The sequence below is a fragment of the Seonamhaeicola sp. genome (assembly GCF_028281565.1).
Taxonomy (GTDB): Bacteria; Bacteroidota; Bacteroidia; order Flavobacteriales; family Flavobacteriaceae; genus Seonamhaeicola.
On sequence record NZ_JANQJQ010000048.1, the window covers coordinates 138,718 to 159,807 of the forward strand.

Consider the following 21,090-nt stretch of genomic DNA (forward strand, 5'->3'; position numbering starts at 1 on the left):
TAATTTATGCTCATTTATATTATCAGCTATTTATGAATAGGCTTAATTTCAAACTGGTATTCATATTTGCCCGGTTTTACCTGATATGATTCAAGTGCCTTGGAATTTTGTGACCAGGTATCATTGCCCCCAACCCCTGTTTGCTTCAAGTCAATATTCACCGTTAAATCCTGATTAGCAGGAAGGTCATAGGTATGCTTTGCTTTTTCCAACTGGTCCTGACTCCAAGGCCAAACGGACATGCTGAGCGGTTGACTTCCACTAATTTTCATCCCTCTAGTTTGATTTTCATTAGTAAGCTTTAACCATCTCACACCAGTTCTATTGGCTTCTTCCTGTGGCATGGCATAGTTGGTTAAAAAGTCTTTAACCTGACCTGAGTAGACTCCAACTTCAGCCGATTGACTTCTATCATTATAATTCTCCCATGGTCCCCTACCATAATAGGTCATATTTGACAGCATTTTAGGTACTTGACTGCTAACACCTACTCTAAGCATGGTAGGTAACGAAGGTGCAGCTTCTACCTTATAGTTCACTTTTATGAGTCCTGAATTGTAAATGGAATGAACCATTGATATGGAAAGGGAATCAGGTATTTCTTTGATGATTGAGACCTCATATCCTTCTTTTAATTTGCCATGCTTGAATGACCTTAATTGCGACTTAGAAGCGGCCGTCTTCCAAAAACCTGCAGTTAAATGGGACTTCCAGCCCCGATAATCATTATCGGTTTGCGCCCTCCAAAAATTGGGTTGTAACTCGCCCTTTATAAGGGGGTGGTTTTTATAGATATAAGAACTTAAATACCCTGTGGTTTTATCAAAGGAAATAGATATTTTATCATTCAATATTTTTAAAGTACTATCTGATTCGGAAATCCTTAACGCTTTTCCCCTGGGCTTGCCTTTCCTGGTTATTGATTTTATTTCATTGATTATTTTGAACTGTTCTTTAGCTATTTCATGTCCAGCCAAAGCCCAGGCACTATCTTGTTTAAGATGTATACTTGTATGCAGCCAATATTCCTTTCCGGGTCTTTTTTTGAATGACTTTATACCTAGTTGCAAATCCTTAGATGCTCCAGCGGGAATATTCAATCCCTCAACCTTACCTTCCTGTAATAGCTTTCCATCTTCATGTAAGGTCCACTTCAGATAATACGTTTCTACATTTATAAAATCATGGTGGTTTGTAATTTTTACTTTTCCTTTTTCCAAATCAACGGGCGTAAAAATTATTGGTTGGTGGACATACTTTACTTCCCATAGTTGCGGTTTTACAGTCCCATCTGAAGCAATAATCCCGTTCAAACAGAAATTTAATAGGTTGGGCGTGTCTCCAAAATCTCCACCATATGCCCAAAAGGTTCCTTTTTCTTTGTCCTCAATTTTTATTCCCTGATCTATCCAATCCCAAATAAAACCTCCTATAAGATTATCATGTCCATAAATGAAATCCCAATACTCTTTAAAGTTCCCTAAGGAATTTCCCATGGCATGGGCATACTCACAGATGATAATTGGGCGTCTTAAATCCGGGTTGTTCACCAAAGATTCCAAACGTTCAAAACTGGGATACATTCTACTGATTACATCTACAAAAGGGGCATCTATGGGATTGGTATATTTAGCATCATGTTGGGCTTTATATTCGGGTGTCCCCAAAGGCAAATAATCTTCATGGGTAGGGTCTCCTTGGGCGCCTTCATAGTGGATAGGACGCGTGGGATCAAACGCTTTAATCCAACCTGCCATGGAGGCAAAATTAAACCCTCGACCTGCCTCATTTCCCAGGGACCAAAAAATGATACTAGGGTGGTTTTTATCCCGTTCCACCATGCCTATAGCGCGTTGCATATAGGCTTGATTCCAAGATGATGAATTAGCAAGCTTTGGACCACCATCATGGGTTTCCATATTGGCTTCATCCATAACATACAAACCATATTTATCACATAAATCATAGAAATAGGGATCATTGGGGTAATGAGAGGTTCTTACGGCATTGATATTAAATCGCTTCATCAAAAGTACATCGCGTTGCATTTCTTCCTTTGTAACCGTTTTGCCTCCGGTATCGCTATGATCATGGCGGTTAACACCTTTTATTTTTATGGATTTTCCATTTACCCATAACTGTCCATCCTTTATTTTCACGTCCCGAAAACCTATTTTCGCGCTTCTTGACTCTATCAATCTGCCTTCTACATCTTCTAATGAAAGTACCAATGTATAGAGATATGGACTTTCAGCAGACCATTTGTTTGGATTGGGTATGGTTGTCTCTACATGACTAAAGTATACGTTATCTGCTGTGGGCCCTCTTTCCTTAATAATTTTGTCTACCTCAACGTCTAAGGGTTCCGTTATGATACTGGTCTGCTCACTATTATAGAGTTGTGCTTTTATTTTCCAGCCTTTTGTATCTATACTTGTATCTTTTGTGACCTTAAACCGCACCTGAAGTTTGGCATCTTTATATACTTTGTCCAGTTTTGTTTTTACAAAAAAGTCATTAATAGCTACCCTAGGTTCTGAAGTAATATATACCTCTCTGTGAATGCCACTCATACGCCAGTGATCCTGATTTTCCAGGTAACTGCCATCACACCAACGAAATACCTGAACTGCCAATGTATTGGTTCCTTCTACCAGGTATTCGCCGATATCAAACTCTGCAGGTAACATACTGTCCTGACTATACCCGACCTTTTTACCATTGACCCAAACATAGAATGCCGAATACACACCTCCAAAATGTAGCACTACTTTAGTATCTAACCAATCTTTAGGAAGTTCAAATTGTTTTAAATAGCTTCCTACCGGGTTATCTCTATCTATAAATGGAGGATTATCTGTAAAAGGATATACCGTATTTGTATAAATTGGCGTTCCATAGCCTTCCATTTCCCAACAGGAAGGTACATTTATGTTATCCCAATCAGAAGCATCAAAATCGGTTCTATAAAAATCTTGCGGACGTACTTCCGATTTTGGAACAAAATTGAATTTCCAATCCTTGCCGTTCAACATAAGCATGCGGGCCTTATTTCGGTCACCTACCAGTGCATCTTTCTCCTTAGCATAGGAATAGGAAGTTGCTCGTGCCGGTAATTTGTTCATTGAAATGACCTGTTCGTTTTCCCAATCGTTTTGAGCTTTAGCAACCAAGGTCATTAAAGACAAAAAACAACCAAAAATTAGTTTATGAACCATTCTATTTCTGCTTATCATATCATCCGAAGCTTAAAATTTTACTTTTTTATCCTGCAATCGACTCTCTTCTGCTTTAAAGCACATCACATGGCTTTCTACAGACACATCGATAGTTGATGTTAATAGCGAAGGGTCTTGTTTGGATACCGCATTCAGCCAATCGGACACCAGTACCATATCACCCCCACCATGCATGTGATAGATGCCTCCTTGGTCTTCCGGGGTAATCTTTTTAGTGGTCACTTTTCCTGTTCTAAAATCTGTATGGGTGTAGGTATCCATATCTCCCACAATATCACCCATGGATCCCATGATCCGGGTGCGCCTTCCATGGTAGCCAGTAAAGCCTTCCATAGAAAAATTGGCCGTTACACCACCTTCAAACTGCATGGAGGTAACGTAATGGTCAGGCTGGTCATTATCCATCCGGTAGACACATCGTCCATAATCGGTAGTTTTTAACTGTTCCAGAATAAAGTCCCCGTGCTTGGATTTGTCCTCGGGCAAGTCAAACACATAAATATGTTCTCTATCACGATGATATAGTTTTAAAGCGGAGTATGGGCAACTGGCTTCTACCGAACACCCATCTGTGCATCTTGCCGTACTGCCTTCCGGTGCATTTTCGTTTCTAAACCATTTTAAATTCCCATAAGCTGCAATGTTTTCGCAAGGGGCATCAATAATCCATCGCATAATGTCCATATCATGGCATGATTTTGCCATGATAATTGGTGTACTGGTCTTTGAGTTGTGCCAGTTACCTCTCACATAGGAATGTGACATGTGCAGATGCTCAATTGGCTCAAAATGATCTACACTTATCAGTTCCCCAATAGCTCCTGAACTAACCAGCTTTTTGAACTCTATAAAATAAGGCGCATAGCGCAACACATGGCAGACCGCAACAATGCGTTGTTTTTCTTTTGCCAATTCTAAAATATCCAAACATTCTTGCTCTGAGGGGGATATGGGCTTTTCCAATAGTACATCATATCCCATTTCCAATGCCTTCATACATGGTCCGTAATGCAATTGATCGGGCGTTGAAATAATAACAGCATCTGCAAACTTTGGCCTTTTAAAAGCGTCCTCCCAGGTATCGAATCGGTTCTCCTTAGGAATATCATGCTTTTCGGCATAGCGCTGGTTTCTTATTTTTAAGGGTTCAGCAACACCAACAATCTTCATTTGTTCTGGAAACAACAACCTGTAGTTACTATATGTGTTTCCCCTATTGCCAGCTCCTATAGTGATAACCGTGACAGGCTTATCCAACTTCAATGGCTTGAACAATTGCTTTATCTCCTCTATATAGGGCAAATGTGAATTTCCCGCACTTAGTGCCCCTGGAATCACGGAAGCTCCGGCTAAAAGCCCCAGGTTTTTTAATAAGTCTCTTCTTTCCATGTTATTATTTTATAAAGTCCCCAGCTTGTATTCAAGCTCCTATTATTTGTATTCTTTGTCTTTGTTGGAGTAGGAAGGTTTTTTCAATCCTCCCTCCTTTAAAACACATTTATTTAATGCAACCCTAGCTATCTTAAGGTTTTTAATCATCGATGGCTTGATAAACCAATTGACGAAACCTGGCTGTAATATCCGGTTTGTAAACATCTACCTTACCTTGCTTCAAGATGATGCCTATTAATTCCTCCTTTGGGTCTGCGAAATACCCCGTATCAAAATAACCACCCCATTCATAGGTACCTTCACTTCCATTACCACCTAAATCCTGTGCTTTCTGATTTACCAGGGCAAAGGCCAATCCATGTGGGCCATACTGCTCACCATGTTTTGCCCTTAGGTCTCCTACTTGGTTTGCCGTGATGTATTGAATGGTGGACCTACTCAATAAGCGTATTCCATTTAATTCACCTCCATTTAAATACATCTGTAAAAAGTTGGCATAGTCCTTTGCCGTGCTTACCAACCCTGCACCGCCGTTAAAGTATGTCCTGGCGCCCTTGATAGGAAAATCTGGGTCGTAAAAAGTTATGGGGTGCTTTACCCATTTATTGTCAATCTTTTTCTGAAGGGGGGTTAATCTGCTTTCCTTGTTCTTAGGTAAGTAAAACCAGGTATCTTCCATTCTTAATGGATCGAATATTCTTTCTCTAAAAAACTTATCTAAGGACATTCCTGATATGATCTCAACTAAATACCCCAACACGTCTATCCCTTCTCCATAGGTAAACGCTTCTCCCGGATTGTGTATCAAGGGAAGCTTAGCCAGTTTCTTAACGTTTTGGGCAATGGTAATGTCTTTTGTGGTTACCAAATCAATGATACCGGCTTCCTTATAGATTCTCTCTATTTGAGAGTCACTTCCAATCTGTCCATAACCCAACCCCGAGGTATGTGTCAACAAATGCCTGATGGTAATGGGTGTTGTGGTGGGTTTAGTTTTATAGGTACCATCTTCATAGAGGGTATCCAATACCACCGGATTTTTAAACTCAGGGATATATTTTGAAATGGAATCATCCAGCCCAAACAGTCCTTGTTCCCATAGCATCATAACCGCTGTGGATGTAATGGCCTTGGTTTGGGATGCTATCCTGAAAATGTCATCTTTTTTTAATTTGATTCCCGCTTCACTATCGGCCAGTCCAAAGGCTTTGTGGTAGACGATTTGTCCTTTTCTGGCAATCAGGACAACAATTCCCGGGGTTTGATTCTTATCTATAGCCTCTTGTAGGATATCCAGACGCTCTAAGCGTTCTCGTGACATTCCTGCGTTTTCGGCACTGGCATAAACCAGTGGCAATGAATGCTTATTGGATTTGGTTTGGGCACTTAAACCCAATGCGGCCAGCGATAAGAAAAATATATACAAAAAGTTCTTCATGGTTTTCTAAATTTGCTCGTGCAGCTTTTTCACCTCACCGGTCAATGTTAAAAGTGTGCTTGGCGATTCTTTACCCCAACCATTTATGGTTAAGCGGAAATCACCGGGCTCGACCACGCGTTCATAATCATCATCTATAACCGACATCTGTTCTGGATTGATCTTAAATTTTATGGTAGTGGTTTCGCCTTTTTTCAAAAAGACCTTCTCAATACCCACTAGTGTTCTTATGGGAACTGGTGTACTAGCCACTTGATCACTAATGTATAACTGAACCGTTTCATAGGCATCCATGTCCCCCATGTTCTTTACTTTGACATTCACTTCTACCTTGTTACCGGCCTCTGCATTTGATGCTTTTAAATCGGTATATTCAAATTGGGTGTATGATAGTCCGTGTCCGAAAGGATAAAGGACTTCTCCGTCATAATAGCGATAGGTTCTTCCCTGCATGCGGTAATCTTTAAAATCGGGTAGATCTTCAACAGATTTGTAGAAGGTAACGGGCAGTTTTCCCGACGGACTGTAATCTCCTAACAACAATTCCGCCAATGCATCACCAGTAGCTTCTCCTGGGTAAAAGGCCTGAATAATAGCTGGTAGATTTTCATTTTGCCAATTTAGGGCTATGGCGCTTCCACTAAAGTTCACATAGATGATGGGTTTGCCCAAAGCATGTAACTTTTTTAATTGTTTCTCCTGAATGGCTGGTAGCTTAAGGTGTTTACGATCGCCTCCTGAGAAGCCCTCCAATTCCACTCCAACTTCTCCCTCTTCGCCTTCAAGTCGTGGCGAAATCCCACCACAGTATACAATGACATCTGCATTTTCGGCATTGGTGAACGCTTCCAGTTCATAATCAAAATCCCGCCGTACCCATTGCAAATGAGCAAATGGTGATGCCATGGTGCCGTACCATTTTGGCCCCAACTGATAAGTCACTTTGAATTCATAGGGTTTACCTTCTGTCAGCTTAGTGAATCCTTCTTTTACTTCTTTGTTATTGATATAGATTTTTGGTTTACCATAAAGGTGTTCCACACGTAATTGATATTCGCCTGAAACTTCAGGTTTGATTGCCCCTGTCCATTCCACAGAAAAGGACTCTTCTACCAAACCACTAATTGGAGATTGCTCCCATAGAAAATCTATGTTTTTGTCTATACGTTCCAAAACTGAAGTACCATTGGTTCCCAGACCTTTAAAATACCTTGCTTTTAAACCGGGCTGCAACCCATTTTCCGTTTTATGGAATAGTGTCGTAGCAGGAACAACGCTCATATTACCATAGAACCCCGGAACCAACGGACTTCCCAAAGCATAGGTTACATTTTCTTTTCCTACTCTTTTGACAAGACCATCCCATGGTGTTATGGGATTAATGGGCAGGCCATTGTAGTTACCCAATAATACATCCAGATTATGGGAATTGGCACCTATTAAGGCTATTTTGGTATTTTCTTTTAGTGGCAGGATACCATCATTCTTTAATAGCACCAAGGATTGTTTGGCCGCTTCTTTGGCTATGGACAAATGTTCATTGCTACCCACCTTCTCAATAGGGATATTGGTATAAGGTACCATGGAAGGTGGGTCGAACATCCCTAATTGTATGCGAGCTTTAAACAGCCGTTTTAATGCACGATTGATATCAGCTTCATTGACCATTCCCATCTCAATGGCCTCTAAAATGTTATCTGAAGTAAAGGGTTCGTTTTGCTCGCAGTTTAAATCGGTTCCTGAAGCCAATGCCCACCCCAATGCCTGTGCAGGTGTTTCCACGACATTGTGATATTCCTTTTTCCAAAAATCGCGTGTTGCCCCGCAATCGGTTACAACATAGCCTTCAAAACCAAACTCTTCCCTTAGCTTTCTTTGAAGTAATAAATCTGAACCACAACAAGGTTTATCCCTAAATCTATTATAGGCGCACATTACGGACTGTACGTTAGCTTCTTTTACTGCCATTTTAAAGGCCGGTAAATAGGTTTCATTCAGGTCTCGGTCGTTCACATAGAAATTATCGGTATGCCTTGTTGGTTCCGGCCCATTATGTACTGCATAATGCTTTGCAGTAGCTATTGTTTTGAAGTACCGTGGGTGGTCTCCTTGTAACCCGTTAATGAAAATCACGGCCATGCGCCCCGTTAGGTAAGGATCTTCACCATAGGTTTCCTGACCTCGCCCCCACCTAGGGTCTCTAAAAATATTAATGTTGGGAGACCAAAAGGTAAGCCCAGTATAATTGGAGCGAACACCATTTTTAACAAAATAATGATGTTTTGCCCGAGCTTCATCGGAGGCAACGGATGCCAATTCATACATCAGCTCTTCATTAAATGTAGAGGCCAATCCAATGGCTTGTGGAAATACAGTCGCTTTCCCTGCTCTCGCCACACCATGCAGGCACTCGTTCCACCAATTGTATTCGGGTATTCCGAGACGTTCTATTGCCGGGGCATTGTTAAACAGTTGAAATATCTTTTCCTCAATGGTTAAGCGCCCTACGATATCTGCCGCCCGTTCATCAGCTTTTAATTCCGGGTTTAAAAAGGGATATTTATATGTTTCCTTTTTAACCTCATTCTCATTTTTACATGAAAGTGCACATAAGAGTAATAAGCCTATTGCAATAATTCTTTTCATCCTTCTTTTAGGTTCTTTTCTTTTATATCTAGTTAATTTTTAAAATTTGTAGAGCGTCCTGATTTTTACCGAATACAATGCCTTTTTCTTCATTTTTTAATTTTATGGATTGACTGGATTTAACATCACCTGACAGGCAGACACCACTTTGTTCCATGGTAACAGGGTTAAAATGCCCTTTACCATCGCCTAATAACAACAAACCATAGCTGGCGTCGTTTCTCGGCGTTTCTACTTCCGAACCATACAGGTTTCCCGCTAAGAGTATGTCTAAATCCTCATCGTTATTGAAATCGCCTATCTCAACGGTATTTACTGAAGATAGCTGCGCCATATTGGGCAATGGGTATATTTTAAAAGCCCCGGTTCCTAAATTCTCGATATAACTGGAGGCAAAATTTGTTGCTTTATAATTAAGGGCATTGGCCATGTTTTGCTCCCCATATACATCTTTTAAAGTGGCCCTCCCAAAAGCATCATAGTTCTTAAACTTTTCCTTGACGAAGGGCATTTGATTGGACGAGCATTCCCTTCCCCTTAATGGTACCAGGTTTCCACTATCGTAATAGCCTAGAACAATATCTATGACCCTATTGTTATCAAAATCTTTAGCATAAATTTCGAAGGGCTCAGTGGGGCTGGCCTTATATTTATAATTTAATCCTAGATTCCCGACTATAAAATCTATATCACCGTCCTTATCAAAATCGGCATGTTCTATAGTATTCCACCAGCCTACATGACTCTCCAAGCCTGTTTTTTCTTTTTTTGAATAATAGCCTCCCTCATTCTCAAATACCGTAAGGGCCATCCATTCTCCCACGATTACCAAATCCAAGTCTGAATCGCCATCGATATCTACCCAATTCATATCAGTTACCATTCCTATATTTTCCAGTTCGGGTGCTATATTTTTTGTAACATTGCTAAACTGCACGTTACCTTTACTGGTATCATTTCTTAGAATAACCGAGCTTGTTGGGTATGGATATTTCCCCGGGGTTTGTCTTCCTCCTATACAGAGATCCAAATCACCATCATTGTCAAAATCAGCTGCCTTGACTGCCCCTCCACTAATCTTTAGTTCTGGCAATCCATGGTATTTTTTAAAATTACCCATGCCATCGTTCAGATATAATCTGTCTTGTAATTCCGATGTTCCTTCATTATACTCATTCCCGCCACTAACGACGTACAGGTCTAAATCGCCATCTAAATCAGCGTCAAAAAACAAGGATGCGATATCCTCATATTGCTTCTCTGCATGCCATAGATAGCCGGAATTTTGGTCTGCCTTAAATACTCCTTCTTCATTTTGCAGATAAATAACTCCTGAATAATCTAGTGCCCCGCCTACATAAAAATCGTCCAAGCCATCACCATTTACATCGCCAACTGCTAGGGACGGACCAAACTGTGACATGCGGTGTGGTAATAGACCTTCTCTATTAAAGTCATTGAATTGGTTTTCTTTATGATTATGATACAAGTTTTTGGCCGAGGTTACATCTTTAAAAATTGATTGATAACTCTTCTCTTCAACACTGTTTACTCCTGCTTTACTATGAAGAAGTTTATGAGTTTTATTTGCTTTTAAACCTGTTATCCGTTGTTTTTTTCCATCTGGCCAATAAACATTCAAAGTGTCAATGCTGAGGCTTGTACCTAAACCGAAATGTATTCTTTTGCTTATAGAAGATTGAAATCCCCTGCTTATGTTTTGTTCAATGATCTGTATTTTAGAATCGTGAATTATTTCAATTCTTGCCCCAATACCATTGGGGTTTTTATTGGTACCAACCAACTCAAATTGCACATAATTGTTACCAACTTCTAATTCGTTAGTGTTATTGCGATATATAAATGCAAAGTCATCTACATTATTAGTTACTATATCCAAATCACCGTCATTATCCAAATCGGCGTAGGCTGCCCCCGTGGTACTAGTTAATGCATCCACCTTCCACTGCACATTTTTCTTTTTGAAAAGTAAATTTTCTTCATTCCTATAGAAGCTATTGCTCTTTAAGCGAGACGGCATTCTCTTCATCAAATCTGTTATATAGCCTTCCTGTAGTTTTCTGATATTTTTGGATGCCTTTTTATCTTTGAGGTATTTGGCTGTTCTTTTCTTCTTATAACTGACGTAATCATTATTACGAAAATCGCGTTTTATGCCGTTTGATACGAACAAATCTTTATTCCCGTCATTGTCCATATCAAAAAATAAAGGTGCCCAGCTCCAGTCTGTATTAGATACATGGGCTAATTGAGCGATATCTGAAAATAAAGGTATATTATGTTGGCCGAGGTTCCCATTGTTTAATTGCAAGGCGTTGAACATGTACTGATGCTGCAACCCGTAATTTGTCAATTGGTAAAACCTCTCAGGGTTCATGCCACTCATACTGGTTTTGATGTCATAACTGGACTCAGATACCATATCTACCGTAACAAAATCCAATAAGCCATCGTTGTTGAAATCGGCTATATCATTGCCCATAGAAAAATTAGACATGTGTCTAAGTGCTTTATGTGCTACCTCTTTAAACGTACCATCCTTTTGGTTGAGATAGATTTGATCTTTCTCTGCATAGTCGTGCCCTACCAAAATATCAGGCCAATTATCATTGTTCAAATCACCTATTCCTATTCCCAATCCAAAACTTATACTATTATCTATAATTCCTGATTTTTCAGTAACATCGACATATTTTCCATCGACGTTTTCGTATAAACGACTGCTTTCATTTGACGCCTTTTTATTCAATAGGTCAGGTATTTTTTCAAAATCAGACATGAAAGAGGCGTCGGTTCCATGATTAAGGAGAAACATATCAAGGTCACCATCTTTGTCATAATCAAAAAAGGCTGCTTGAGTGGATTGATGCGGAAGGTCTAAATTGTATTTATTAGCCTCTTCTTTAAAAAATGGCATGCCATTTTCCTGCAGTCCATAATTAACATACAACTCATTCTTTCGTTTATCCGGGTTATTGAATTTCCCTGATTTACATACATATATATCAAGTTTGCCATCGGCGTTAATATCTACCATGGTTACGCCCGTAGAGAATCCATAACGACCTTCAATATTGGCAGATTTAGAAATGTTTTGAAATTTTAGATCTCCCTTATTTATATATAGTTCGTTGTTTTTTAAACTAGAAACGAAAAAAACATCTACCAATCCGTCATTGTTAACATCGCCTGTGGCAACACCACTTCCATTATACAAATATTCATAGGTCAGTCCATTCATTACCATACTTTCATTGATGGAATTAACAAATGAAATACCTGTTTCCTTTGGAGGAAGTATTGAAAAAAGCTTCAAGGAGTCAACATTTTTCACAATAATCTGCTCCTTTATCTTAACTTTTGTACAGCTAAAAAAAAGACATAACATTCCTAGTATGTATAATGACTTGTTCATTATCATTTGAAAAAGAGAGCCTAGAGCCTAAGCTTATTCCAAGCTCTCTTATTTAACTAAATTCAACTAAAACACGAACTATGAAGTTCTTATTTGGAGTTAATTACCAATTGGGATTTTGGGTAATGACTCCTTCATTTGATAAATCAATTTGGCTTTGGGGAATAGGCCATAAATAATGCTTGTTAGCTTCGAACTGGGTATTACCCGGAGCAATCACTTCGATGTTTTCTCCTGTAGCCGGATTTACTGACCCATATAAACCGGCAGGCATCACTTCATGGGCAATTCCCCATCTGCGAATTGCATAAAAACGATCGCCTTCAAAAGCCAACTCCACACGTCGTTCATGACGAATACGGTCACGCATTTCTAATTGTGTTAATCCCGCAGGCAGATCAGGCATACCTGCTCTTGCCCTTACCTGATTAATTGCATTGTATACTTCTGTTGAAGGTCCAGACAATTCATTGCTTGCCTCAGCCAAGTTCAATAAGACCTCTGCATACCTAATTAGTATATAATTTGTTCCAGACACATTATTGGGTAAACTGGCGTTATAGAACTTCTGAGTCCAATAACCTGTTTCTCCTGTACCCGGTGAAGTAGGATTTCCTCCCGCATCTGTCCAAGAGTCTACTATGGTTCCATTTACAACTTCACCTGGGAAAATTATAGAAGTATTCAGTCTCGGATCTCTATTGGCAAATGGATCGTTTGGATCATATCCACTTCCGGGGTCATTAATGGCCAAACCATTACTCATTTCAAATTCGTCTACCAAAGATTGGCTAGGTGCTACATTTCCCCATCCACCAAGCTCTCCTGGTAAGAAATACAATTGCTGTGCATTTAGAAGGTCCCATCCCGATGTTAAATACTGTACATCGAAAATCACTTCCTCGTTGTTCTCGTTTTCCAGTTTAAAAATGTCTTCAAAATTTGTTTCAAGGTCATGTGCTCCACCTGAAATAACCTGCTGTGCAGCCGCTACAGACGCCGCATAGTTTTCTTCAAATAATTGTACTCTACACAATAAGGCATCTGCAGCGCCTTTTGTAACTCTACCTACATCAACTCCAGAGTAAGAACTTGGTAAATCATTAGATATGGCCTCCAATTCACTAACCACAAAGTTCATTACCTCTGCTTTTGGTGTTCTGGAAATGTTCCTTGACTCATCAGGGCTTACCGAAGTAGTAATTAATGGAACATCTCCATAAAGAAACGCTAATTCCTGATAGGCAAAAGCTCTTAAAAAACGAACTTCTCCTTTGTAACGATCTCTCAAAGCCACATCCATATCAACAGCATCAACACTTTCTAAAAATGAATTTGCGCGACGGATCATTTTATAGAAAAAGCCCCAGTATTGTTCAATTTTACCAAAACTAGCCGAAAATGTACCACTTTCAAGCTGTCCATATTCTCCATAAGAATTTGAAGTGGCATCATCAGACCAAACGGTTCTTCCTGGTGCATGATACCTTTCGAACGGATCATTATCATTTAACAATTCGTATACCCCAAATGCGGCTGCTTTAACATCTGCTTCTGATTTATAGAACAATTCCAATCCAATTGTATCATCTTCAGTTACGTTCAAAAAATCTTCGCTACATGAAGTCGTCAGCCCTATAAACAAAACTGCCAAGCCCCAGAATTTATACTTGAATATTAAATTTCTCATAATTTGATATTTTTTTTAGTTACAAAACATTAAAAGTCTACATTTAAACCAAACGAAAAGGTCTTAACCTGAGGATACACATTTCCAGAGTTAAACGGTGAAATTGGCGTTTGATTTACATCTACCGCTTCTCTATCTTGCTCAAAACCAATAGAAATGGCTTCTGGATCTATCCCGTCAGGAAATTCTGAGTTCTTAAAGGTCAACAAGTTCTCGCCACTAAAGAAAAGACGGAGTTTGTTAATCCCCAACTTATCTGTAATGCTATCTGGTAAGGAATATCCAACCTGGACATTTTTAAGTCTCAAATACGATGCATTATATGTGAAATACGAATTTGTACCTGTAAATGATATTTCGTTTCCTGAGGTATTAACCGCGTGTAACGTTGGGTAACTAGCATCTGTATTTGTTGGAGACCAACTATCTAAATGCATTGTTAATGCGTTATCCTGTGAAGGGTGAATGGCACCAGCTATTAAAGTGTTTTGCACTTTCCCCGCTCCTTGAAACAATAATGAGAAATCAAAATCCTTGTAATTGCCACCAAGTGAAATACCATAGAACAATTCAGGTGTATATGACCCCAAAGACGTCCTATCATCGGTATTAATTACGCCGTCACCATTAATATCTTCGTAGCGTATATCTCCAGGAACTGGAGTTGTCCCAAGGCTGGATTGGTCAGGTGCACTTGCAATTTCCGAATCACTTTGAAATAAGCCTAGTGCCTTGTATCCGAAAATATTGGAAATTAAATCGCCGTTACTTCTACCAGGTATCTCTGATGTAGATGTTAAATCCTTAACCGTTGGTGGTGTTGTGAAATAGGTGAAATTGAAATTTACGTTGAAATTAAAATCACTGCTTAGAGCACCTCTATAATTTAAATTGGCTTCAACCCCTGCTGCCTCAGAGCTTGCAAAATTAACAAATGGCGGATCTGCACCAAAAGTTCCCGGCAATGCATCTAAGGCCAAGATATCTTCCCTATCTTCTTCAAAATAATCTGCAGATACTCTAAGTTTGTTATCAAATAAGCCTAAGTCTAAACCTATATTGGTTTTTGTAATGGTTTCCCATCTTAAATCGGGGTTATTTGATGAGGGGATAAGCGATGTTTGTTGGACTCCACCATTCTCAACAACGCCCCCAGAGATAAAGGTAGGCGCGTATGCCGAATTAGCAATTTCCTGATTTCCCAGTTCTCCCCAAGACCCTCTTATTTTAAAAGTGTTAATTGCCTTAACATTAAAAAAGTCTTCTTTTGCAAGATTCCACCCAACTGAAAACGATGGGAAAAACTCCTTTCTATTACCGGGAGCAAATCTAGAGGTAGCATCATGCCTAAAACTTGCTTCCAGTAAATATTTTTCATCAAAATTGTAGTTGAAACGTCCAAAATACGATTCCAATCTATTGGACATTATGTCACTATTATTTGTTTGAGAAGCTGAATCCCCTAAAGCCAGTTCGTCAGTTATGTTAGTATTAGGGAGTCCTGTTCTCGAGGCTTGTATAATCTTCGTATCGGACTGAATCGAGTTATGTCCAAGTAAAAGTTTAAAATTATGATTTCCTAAAGATTTCTCATAATCCAATAATTGCTGTAAATTTACATCTGTACGCTTATATTCCTGTACAAAAACCCTGTTTGGAAACTCTCCATTGGTAGAACCATCGACAGCATATAATTGTACAAACTTGTCCCATTCATTGAAGCTTTCATATTCTTGCGTAGCCGATAATATTCCACTAAAAGTTAGACCATCTACTATTTCGTAAGATATATTTATTGTACCAATAAATTCGTCTTCAATAGTTGTTTCTGTTCCGCCATCTGTGGCTTGGGCAACTGCATTTCGTTCCCCTCTATATCCAACATAATTCCCATTCACATTTCTCACAGGTGAGGTTGAAGGTGTTCTGAAGGCATTGAAGAGATTCACTTCAGCTCCACCGGATGGTTCCACAATATCGCCTCTACTTAGTGCTAAGTTGTAGGCGATATTTAATTTATCTCCAATTTTTTGATCAAAATTGGTTCTAAAGTTATAACGTTGAAAGTTCGTATTTGGTAATAACCCTTCGGTATCTAAATAACCAAAAGATGTATTATAGGTAAATTTTTCTGAGCCTCCAGAAATAGCTAAATGATATCTTTGCGTTAGGCCCGAACCTGTAATTAATTCATCCAACCAGTTAGTGCTTGGTGCTGTCCCATTTTGGAAAGCCTGCAACTGCGCATCACTGAATTCCGGTGCCAATCCGTCGTTTACCAAAGCCTGGTTTCTTATAGTTGCAAACTCATAAGCGTTAGCAAAATCAGGCAAATCTATAAACTCTTGAAATCCAACCGTAGTATTCAATTTAACCGACAATTTCCCTTGTTTTCCTCGTTTTGTCTTTACAACAATAACCCCGTTACCACCACGAACTCCATAAATGGCCGATGCCGATGCATCTTTTAATACCGATATACTTTCAATATCATTAGAGTCTACGTTGTCCAAAGAAGCTTCAATACCATCTACTATAACTAAAGGAGCATTACTTCCTCCAAAAGTCGTATTACCTCTGATGGAAATAGTTGAGCTATCTTTTCCCGGTTGCCCTCCTGTGGAGGTTACTGTAATACCAGACCCTGTTCCCGCAAGTAAATTAGAAGCATTATTAGCTACCCTATTTTCTAGGGCTTCATCGGTAATAACTGCTACCGCTCCCGTTAAATTTGTCACCTTCTGTTTGCCATATCCAACAACAACAACTTGATCTAGTAGAGCAGTATCTTCCTGTAAGACAACGTCAATCTCGGATTGATTACTAACCGAAACTTCCTGAGTCAAAAAACCAATGAAAGAAATCACAATAGTTGCATTGGAACTTGAAAGCGATAATGAGTAATTTCCATCAAAATCTGCTTGGGTTCCATTCGTAGTTCCTTTTTCTATGATATTAGTACCGGGAAGTGGCTGACCATTTGTATCTACAACACTACCTGATATTTGAAAGCCTTGCTCTTTTTTAGCCTTTTCGGGTTTTTCTTTAATGATTATAGTATTATTGACTCCTACAACTACTTCAAAATCCCCGTTAGTCAGAATTCGCCGTAATAGCTCATTTGTTCTTATAACCCCCTTTTTTATTTCTATACTGGGAAAGTCTTTGAACATATCAGATTTATAAACAAAAGAATAATCTGTTTGTCTATCGATCAAATCAAACACTTCATCAACTGTAAGCGTTTGATCGGTATCAATGACTATTTTAGAATTCTGTGAGAGAAGATCTCCAGGAGATAGACTAAAAACAGTCGTACAGAATAAAAAAATAAAGGTTCTCATGATGAATTTTAAGACCTGCCTCCCTTTGGAAAAGCAGACCATTGTTAATTTAAATTCCATAAATTTGTAATGTGTTAGTTAATAAATTAATTAATACTTCTAAAGGGAGAGCAAGGTTAGTTTGTCAGAATCTCGAACCTCTTTCCCTTTTCTTTTTTTGCTACCGAATCCCATTCGGCCAGAGCGTTGTTTTACACCATAGGCATTTCATTTATTTAATTAGTTAGAGAATTATTTAAGTATGATTGTTTTTTCATTGATTTCGAATTGAATATCATTGGTATTCCCAATGATGGACAGAATATCCTCTATACTCAATTTCTTATCCAAGCTACCATTAAAGGTGACAGTCTCAAGGGCCGGATCATGAAAAATCACCTCGGTATCATACCAGCGTGATATCACCTTCATAATTTCCTTGAGGGACTTGTTCCTAAAACTAAACACACCTTCTTTCCAGGAAATGACCCTGTAAACATCTACATCAGTAACCTCCATATCATTTGTGATCTTATTCAGGTTTAATTGTTCATTAGGCTCTAAAGTTTTAGAAGTATTTACAGCGCTTATAGCCACCTTACCTTCCACCAGCGTAGTATATATATTGGATTCATCTTTATAAGCTTTAATATTGAATTCGGTACCCATAACTTCTATATCTTGGGCGGCGTTATGTACTTTGAATTTTGCTCCTTTATGCACCGCACTTGGCGACACATCAAAATAAGCTTCACCATAAACCAATTCTACTTGTCGCGTTTCTCCTTCAACAAACGCCACAGGATATTTTAGCTGTGATTCAGAATTCAACCAAACTCTTGTACCATCTGATAATACTATGTGAAACTGCCCTCCCCTGGGAATGGTCAAGTAATTATATACCAGTTTTTTTGAACTTTGCTTCCCAGAATCATATACGATTTCCGCTCCATTACTACTGGCATTTTGGGTTTGAAAGGAGGCGCCTTTTTCTAAACTAATTTGAGAACCGTCTCCTAAAGTCAAAGTAGCCTTATCTGTTCCTGGTTCTATTTTAGTATCTACAATAACTGGCTCCACAATTTCAGTGGTGTTATCCCTATTAAAAAGCACAGTTAGCGTTACAATTATTGCTACTGATGCTACCGCAGCGTATTTAAGTATGGTATTTGTCTTCTTCCTTCTATAAAAAATACTTCTCTCTTGTTTTATCCTTAAAGCAATTTTTTCTTTTGCACTTTCCTTGTTATACTTACTCATGGCCCTATTCGCTAATGCATTGGTTTTTATAAATTCGTAAAACAAAGCTTCATTTTTAGGATTATGAATCCACAACTCCAATTGATGAAGCTCCTCTAGGTTAGCTTCCTTTGATAGAAACTTAACTATTAATTTTTCGGTTCTTTTATCCATATTTTTCGTAACGCGTATATTTGTATAACGAAGCTAAAATCGCAGTACCACCATTTTTTATTAAAAAAAATTAAATTTGTCTCGATTTAAATCTTTATTAATCCATTGCAGAAGGCTTATTCAAATCCAAAAAAACTTATTAAACACCTAAAAAAAGGCGACACTTCAGCCTACACCTATTTGGTTGAACTGTACTATGACAAACTATGTGATTATGCCAGTAATCTTGCAAGGGATGACTTTAGGTCTGAAGACATTGTTCAAAATGTTATCGTGAGAATGTGGCAACATAGAGATAAATTAAACCCAGACATCTCAATAAAGAACTACTTATACAAATCTGTTTACAATGAATTTGTGGACCAGTATAGAAAAGACTTGGCTGTTACTACCTTGGAGAAGAAATATGTTGAAGGCCTCGATTCTTTTATGGAAGCCCATGACGAGGATGAAACGGATAAATTGATAGCTTTAATAAAGCGTGAAATTGAGCAATTACCTCCAAAATGCCGGGAAACCTTTTTGTTAAGCAAGGAAGAAGGGCTTACCTATACCGAAATTGCCGAATACAAAAAGGTCTCTGTTAATACCGTAGAAAAACATATGGTTAAAGCGTTTTCCATTCTTAGGGAAAAGACAAAGGAAAAATTACATACCTTAATGTTTATGTTATTTAGGTTTAGAAAAAACCTTGAAGTCTAATACCAGAGCCCCTTTTTTTGTTTTGGTTTCCAGAAAGGCTGGCTATTTATGTAGGTTCTTATACTTAAAAAACTCAAACTTTGCACTACCGTTGTCAACTGAATACAACCCGGAAACAATAGTTTGGTTGCGATATTTTGACTCTCACCAAAAAACGAAACAGTCGAGCAAATCACTATAGCACTATACAAACTGTAAAAGTTCTTTAATTCCTTCATCAATCGATAACTTTACTGCCCCACCAATCGGCATTTGGCTGCCAGTCTGGTCTTAGATAATCCTTTCTTTGTCTTTCCAAGTTTGGTAGCACTTGGTTAAGTATGCTATCTTTTCTCTGCATTGCCAGCCTTTCGTTATACTTCTTATCGGGAATAGGCAATTTTGCATTTGCTTTTTCCAACCAAGTCATTAGCTTACGGCTCATATTTTCCATTTTATCATTGTATTTAAAGGATAAATTTTCCTGTTCGTCAATATCAGCTGCTATATTGTACAATTCATTTTTCCCATCTTCCCAATAATGAATGAGTTTCCAATCGCCTTCGATTATGATAGAAGAGGGGTTCCCGCCCTGATTGCCATAATGTGGGTAATGCCAGTAAAAAGGTCTTTTAGAGTCTATTCTTCGCCCTCCCAGCAAAGGAGCTAGACTTATTCCATCTAAATGATTGTTGGGTCTTAAATCAGCTCCTATTAAGTCAAGAATCGTAGGGTATAAATCTGTAGAGACTACTTGGAGGTTACTTTGGCCCTCAACATGCCGGCCTGGCACCTTGATAATAAGGGGTACCCTGATACCGCCTTCCCATTGCGTCCCTTTACCACCTTTTAAAGGTATATTCGATGTAGAGTAATTGTCACCCGAGACTACACCGCCATTATCTGACATAAATATTACAATAGTATTTTCTTCCAAATCAAGTTCCTTTAGGCTCTTTAGCAATTGCCCTACTGCATCGTCCATTGACTCAACTAATCCGGCATAAACTGGATTGTCTTGATACTTACGAATTGGCAAATTTTCCCCCATCTCAAAACCTACTTTTGCAAAACCTGATTTTTCCGCCTTGTCTCTGTACTTTTTCCACTTTTTTTCAGTAGTTTGAATCGGCGCATGCACAGCGTAAAATGAAAGGAAAGCAAAAAAAGGAGAATCTTGATTTTCAATCATAAATTGGATGGTTTCCTCAGCCAGTCTTGATGATAACTTGTCTCCTTTTTTTCGTTTATTTAAGTGAAAATTATCAAATGGAGCATAATAAAATTGCTTCGATGAGCTTCCAGCTCTTAACCTTCCTGTCTCAATATCAAATCCATGATCTTTAGGTAAAGATCCTTCTTGACCAAGATGCCACTTTCCAGCTATAAAAGTATTATAGCCTTCTTCCTTTAAAGCTTCTGGCAATGTTAGAAAATCAGAGGCAAGGTTATGTGCATAAAAGGCAGGTATCATTTTATCATGCCTGTTATTCTTTCTCCATGCCAACCCAGATCTTGCTCCAATCCAATCGGTAATACCATGTCTTGCCGTGAATTGGCCCGTTAGTATGCTTGCCCTTGACGGACTGCAAATCCGGCTGGCCGAATACGCTTGTGTGAAAATCAATCCTTCATTGGCTAACTTATCTATATTAGGGGTCTCATAAAATTCACTACCCATTGCAGATAAATCCTTATATCCTAAGTCATCTGCTAAAATGAATAGAACATTGGGTTTGCCTGATGTCTTCTCTTCATTTTTATTTGACTGACAACCAATTAATAAAAGATATAGATTTATAAGTAGTATATATTTTAGGTATTCCATTATC

At 38.7% G+C, this 21,090-nt stretch carries 10 protein-coding genes; 1 reads left to right on the forward strand and 9 read right to left on the reverse strand.

The genetic code is table 11. From position 1 onward, the window contains the following. Positions 1-26: 26 nt before the first annotated feature. The 8 genes from Q0983_RS21030 to Q0983_RS21065 form a co-directional block, all read right to left on the reverse strand. Positions 27-3,218 (reverse strand): glycoside hydrolase family 2 TIM barrel-domain containing protein, encoded by a 3,192-nt coding sequence (locus tag Q0983_RS21030; protein ID WP_299557323.1) that lies wholly within the window; start codon positions 3,216-3,218, stop codon positions 27-29. Between the two features lie 30 nt (positions 3,219-3,248). Further along, a complete protein-coding gene (locus Q0983_RS21035; protein ID WP_299557324.1) occupies positions 3,249-4,628 on the reverse strand; it encodes a Gfo/Idh/MocA family oxidoreductase in 1,380 nt (459 codons plus the stop codon). A gap of 142 nt (positions 4,629-4,770) precedes the next feature. Further along, a complete protein-coding gene (locus tag Q0983_RS21040; protein ID WP_299557326.1) occupies positions 4,771-6,069 on the reverse strand; it encodes a serine hydrolase domain-containing protein in 1,299 nt (432 codons plus the stop codon). Between the two features lie 6 nt (positions 6,070-6,075). Further along, complete coding sequence (locus Q0983_RS21045; RefSeq protein WP_299557328.1) at positions 6,076-8,715, reverse strand: glycoside hydrolase family 3 C-terminal domain-containing protein; 2,640 nt, start codon at positions 8,713-8,715, stop codon at positions 6,076-6,078. Between the two features lie 28 nt (positions 8,716-8,743). Beyond that, positions 8,744-12,052: an FG-GAP-like repeat-containing protein gene (locus Q0983_RS21050; RefSeq protein WP_299557330.1), complete on the reverse strand. Its 3,309-nt coding sequence runs from the start codon at positions 12,050-12,052 to the stop codon at positions 8,744-8,746. A gap of 202 nt (positions 12,053-12,254) precedes the next feature. Then, a complete protein-coding gene (locus Q0983_RS21055) occupies positions 12,255-13,841 on the reverse strand; it encodes a RagB/SusD family nutrient uptake outer membrane protein (protein ID WP_299557332.1) in 1,587 nt (528 codons plus the stop codon). Positions 13,842-13,870: 29 nt separating this feature from the next. Next, positions 13,871-17,185 (reverse strand): TonB-dependent receptor, encoded by a 3,315-nt coding sequence (locus Q0983_RS21060; RefSeq protein WP_299557334.1) that lies wholly within the window; start codon positions 17,183-17,185, stop codon positions 13,871-13,873. Between the two features lie 231 nt (positions 17,186-17,416). Further along, positions 17,417-18,577 (reverse strand): FecR family protein, encoded by a 1,161-nt coding sequence (locus Q0983_RS21065; protein WP_299557336.1) that lies wholly within the window; start codon positions 18,575-18,577, stop codon positions 17,417-17,419. Between the two features lie 105 nt (positions 18,578-18,682). Between Q0983_RS21065 and Q0983_RS21070 the strand changes: the two genes are divergently transcribed. Next, positions 18,683-19,279 carry an RNA polymerase sigma-70 factor gene (locus tag Q0983_RS21070; RefSeq protein WP_299557338.1) on the forward strand — a complete coding sequence of 199 codons (597 nt, stop codon included), beginning with the start codon at positions 18,683-18,685 and terminating at the stop codon, positions 19,277-19,279. A gap of 217 nt (positions 19,280-19,496) precedes the next feature. Here Q0983_RS21070 and Q0983_RS21075 read toward each other — a convergent pair whose 3' ends face one another. Continuing rightward, the gene (locus Q0983_RS21075) at positions 19,497-21,086 is read right to left on the reverse strand and encodes a sulfatase (protein ID WP_299557339.1); all 1,590 of its coding nucleotides are present in this window, start codon (positions 21,084-21,086) and stop codon (positions 19,497-19,499) included. Positions 21,087-21,090: the final 4 nt, after the last annotated feature.

What these genes read in the sequence shown, in the direction of transcription:
- Q0983_RS21030 (WP_299557323.1), bottom strand. Translation starts at nt 3,218, where the DNA reads ATGGTTCATAAACTAATTTTTGGTTGTTTTTTGTCTTTAATGACCTTG.
- Q0983_RS21035 (WP_299557324.1), bottom strand. Translation starts at nt 4,628, where the DNA reads ATGGAAAGAAGAGACTTATTAAAAAACCTGGGGCTTTTAGCCGGAGCT.
- Q0983_RS21040 (WP_299557326.1), bottom strand. Translation starts at nt 6,069, where the DNA reads ATGAAGAACTTTTTGTATATATTTTTCTTATCGCTGGCCGCATTGGGT.
- Q0983_RS21045 (WP_299557328.1), bottom strand. Translation starts at nt 8,715, where the DNA reads ATGAAAAGAATTATTGCAATAGGCTTATTACTCTTATGTGCACTTTCA.
- Q0983_RS21055 (WP_299557332.1), bottom strand. Translation starts at nt 13,841, where the DNA reads ATGAGAAATTTAATATTCAAGTATAAATTCTGGGGCTTGGCAGTTTTG.
- Q0983_RS21060 (WP_299557334.1), bottom strand. Translation starts at nt 17,185, where the DNA reads ATGAGAACCTTTATTTTTTTATTCTGTACGACTGTTTTTAGTCTATCT.
- Q0983_RS21065 (WP_299557336.1), bottom strand. Translation starts at nt 18,577, where the DNA reads ATGGATAAAAGAACCGAAAAATTAATAGTTAAGTTTCTATCAAAGGAA.
- Q0983_RS21075 (WP_299557339.1), bottom strand. Translation starts at nt 21,086, where the DNA reads ATGGAATACCTAAAATATATACTACTTATAAATCTATATCTTTTATTA.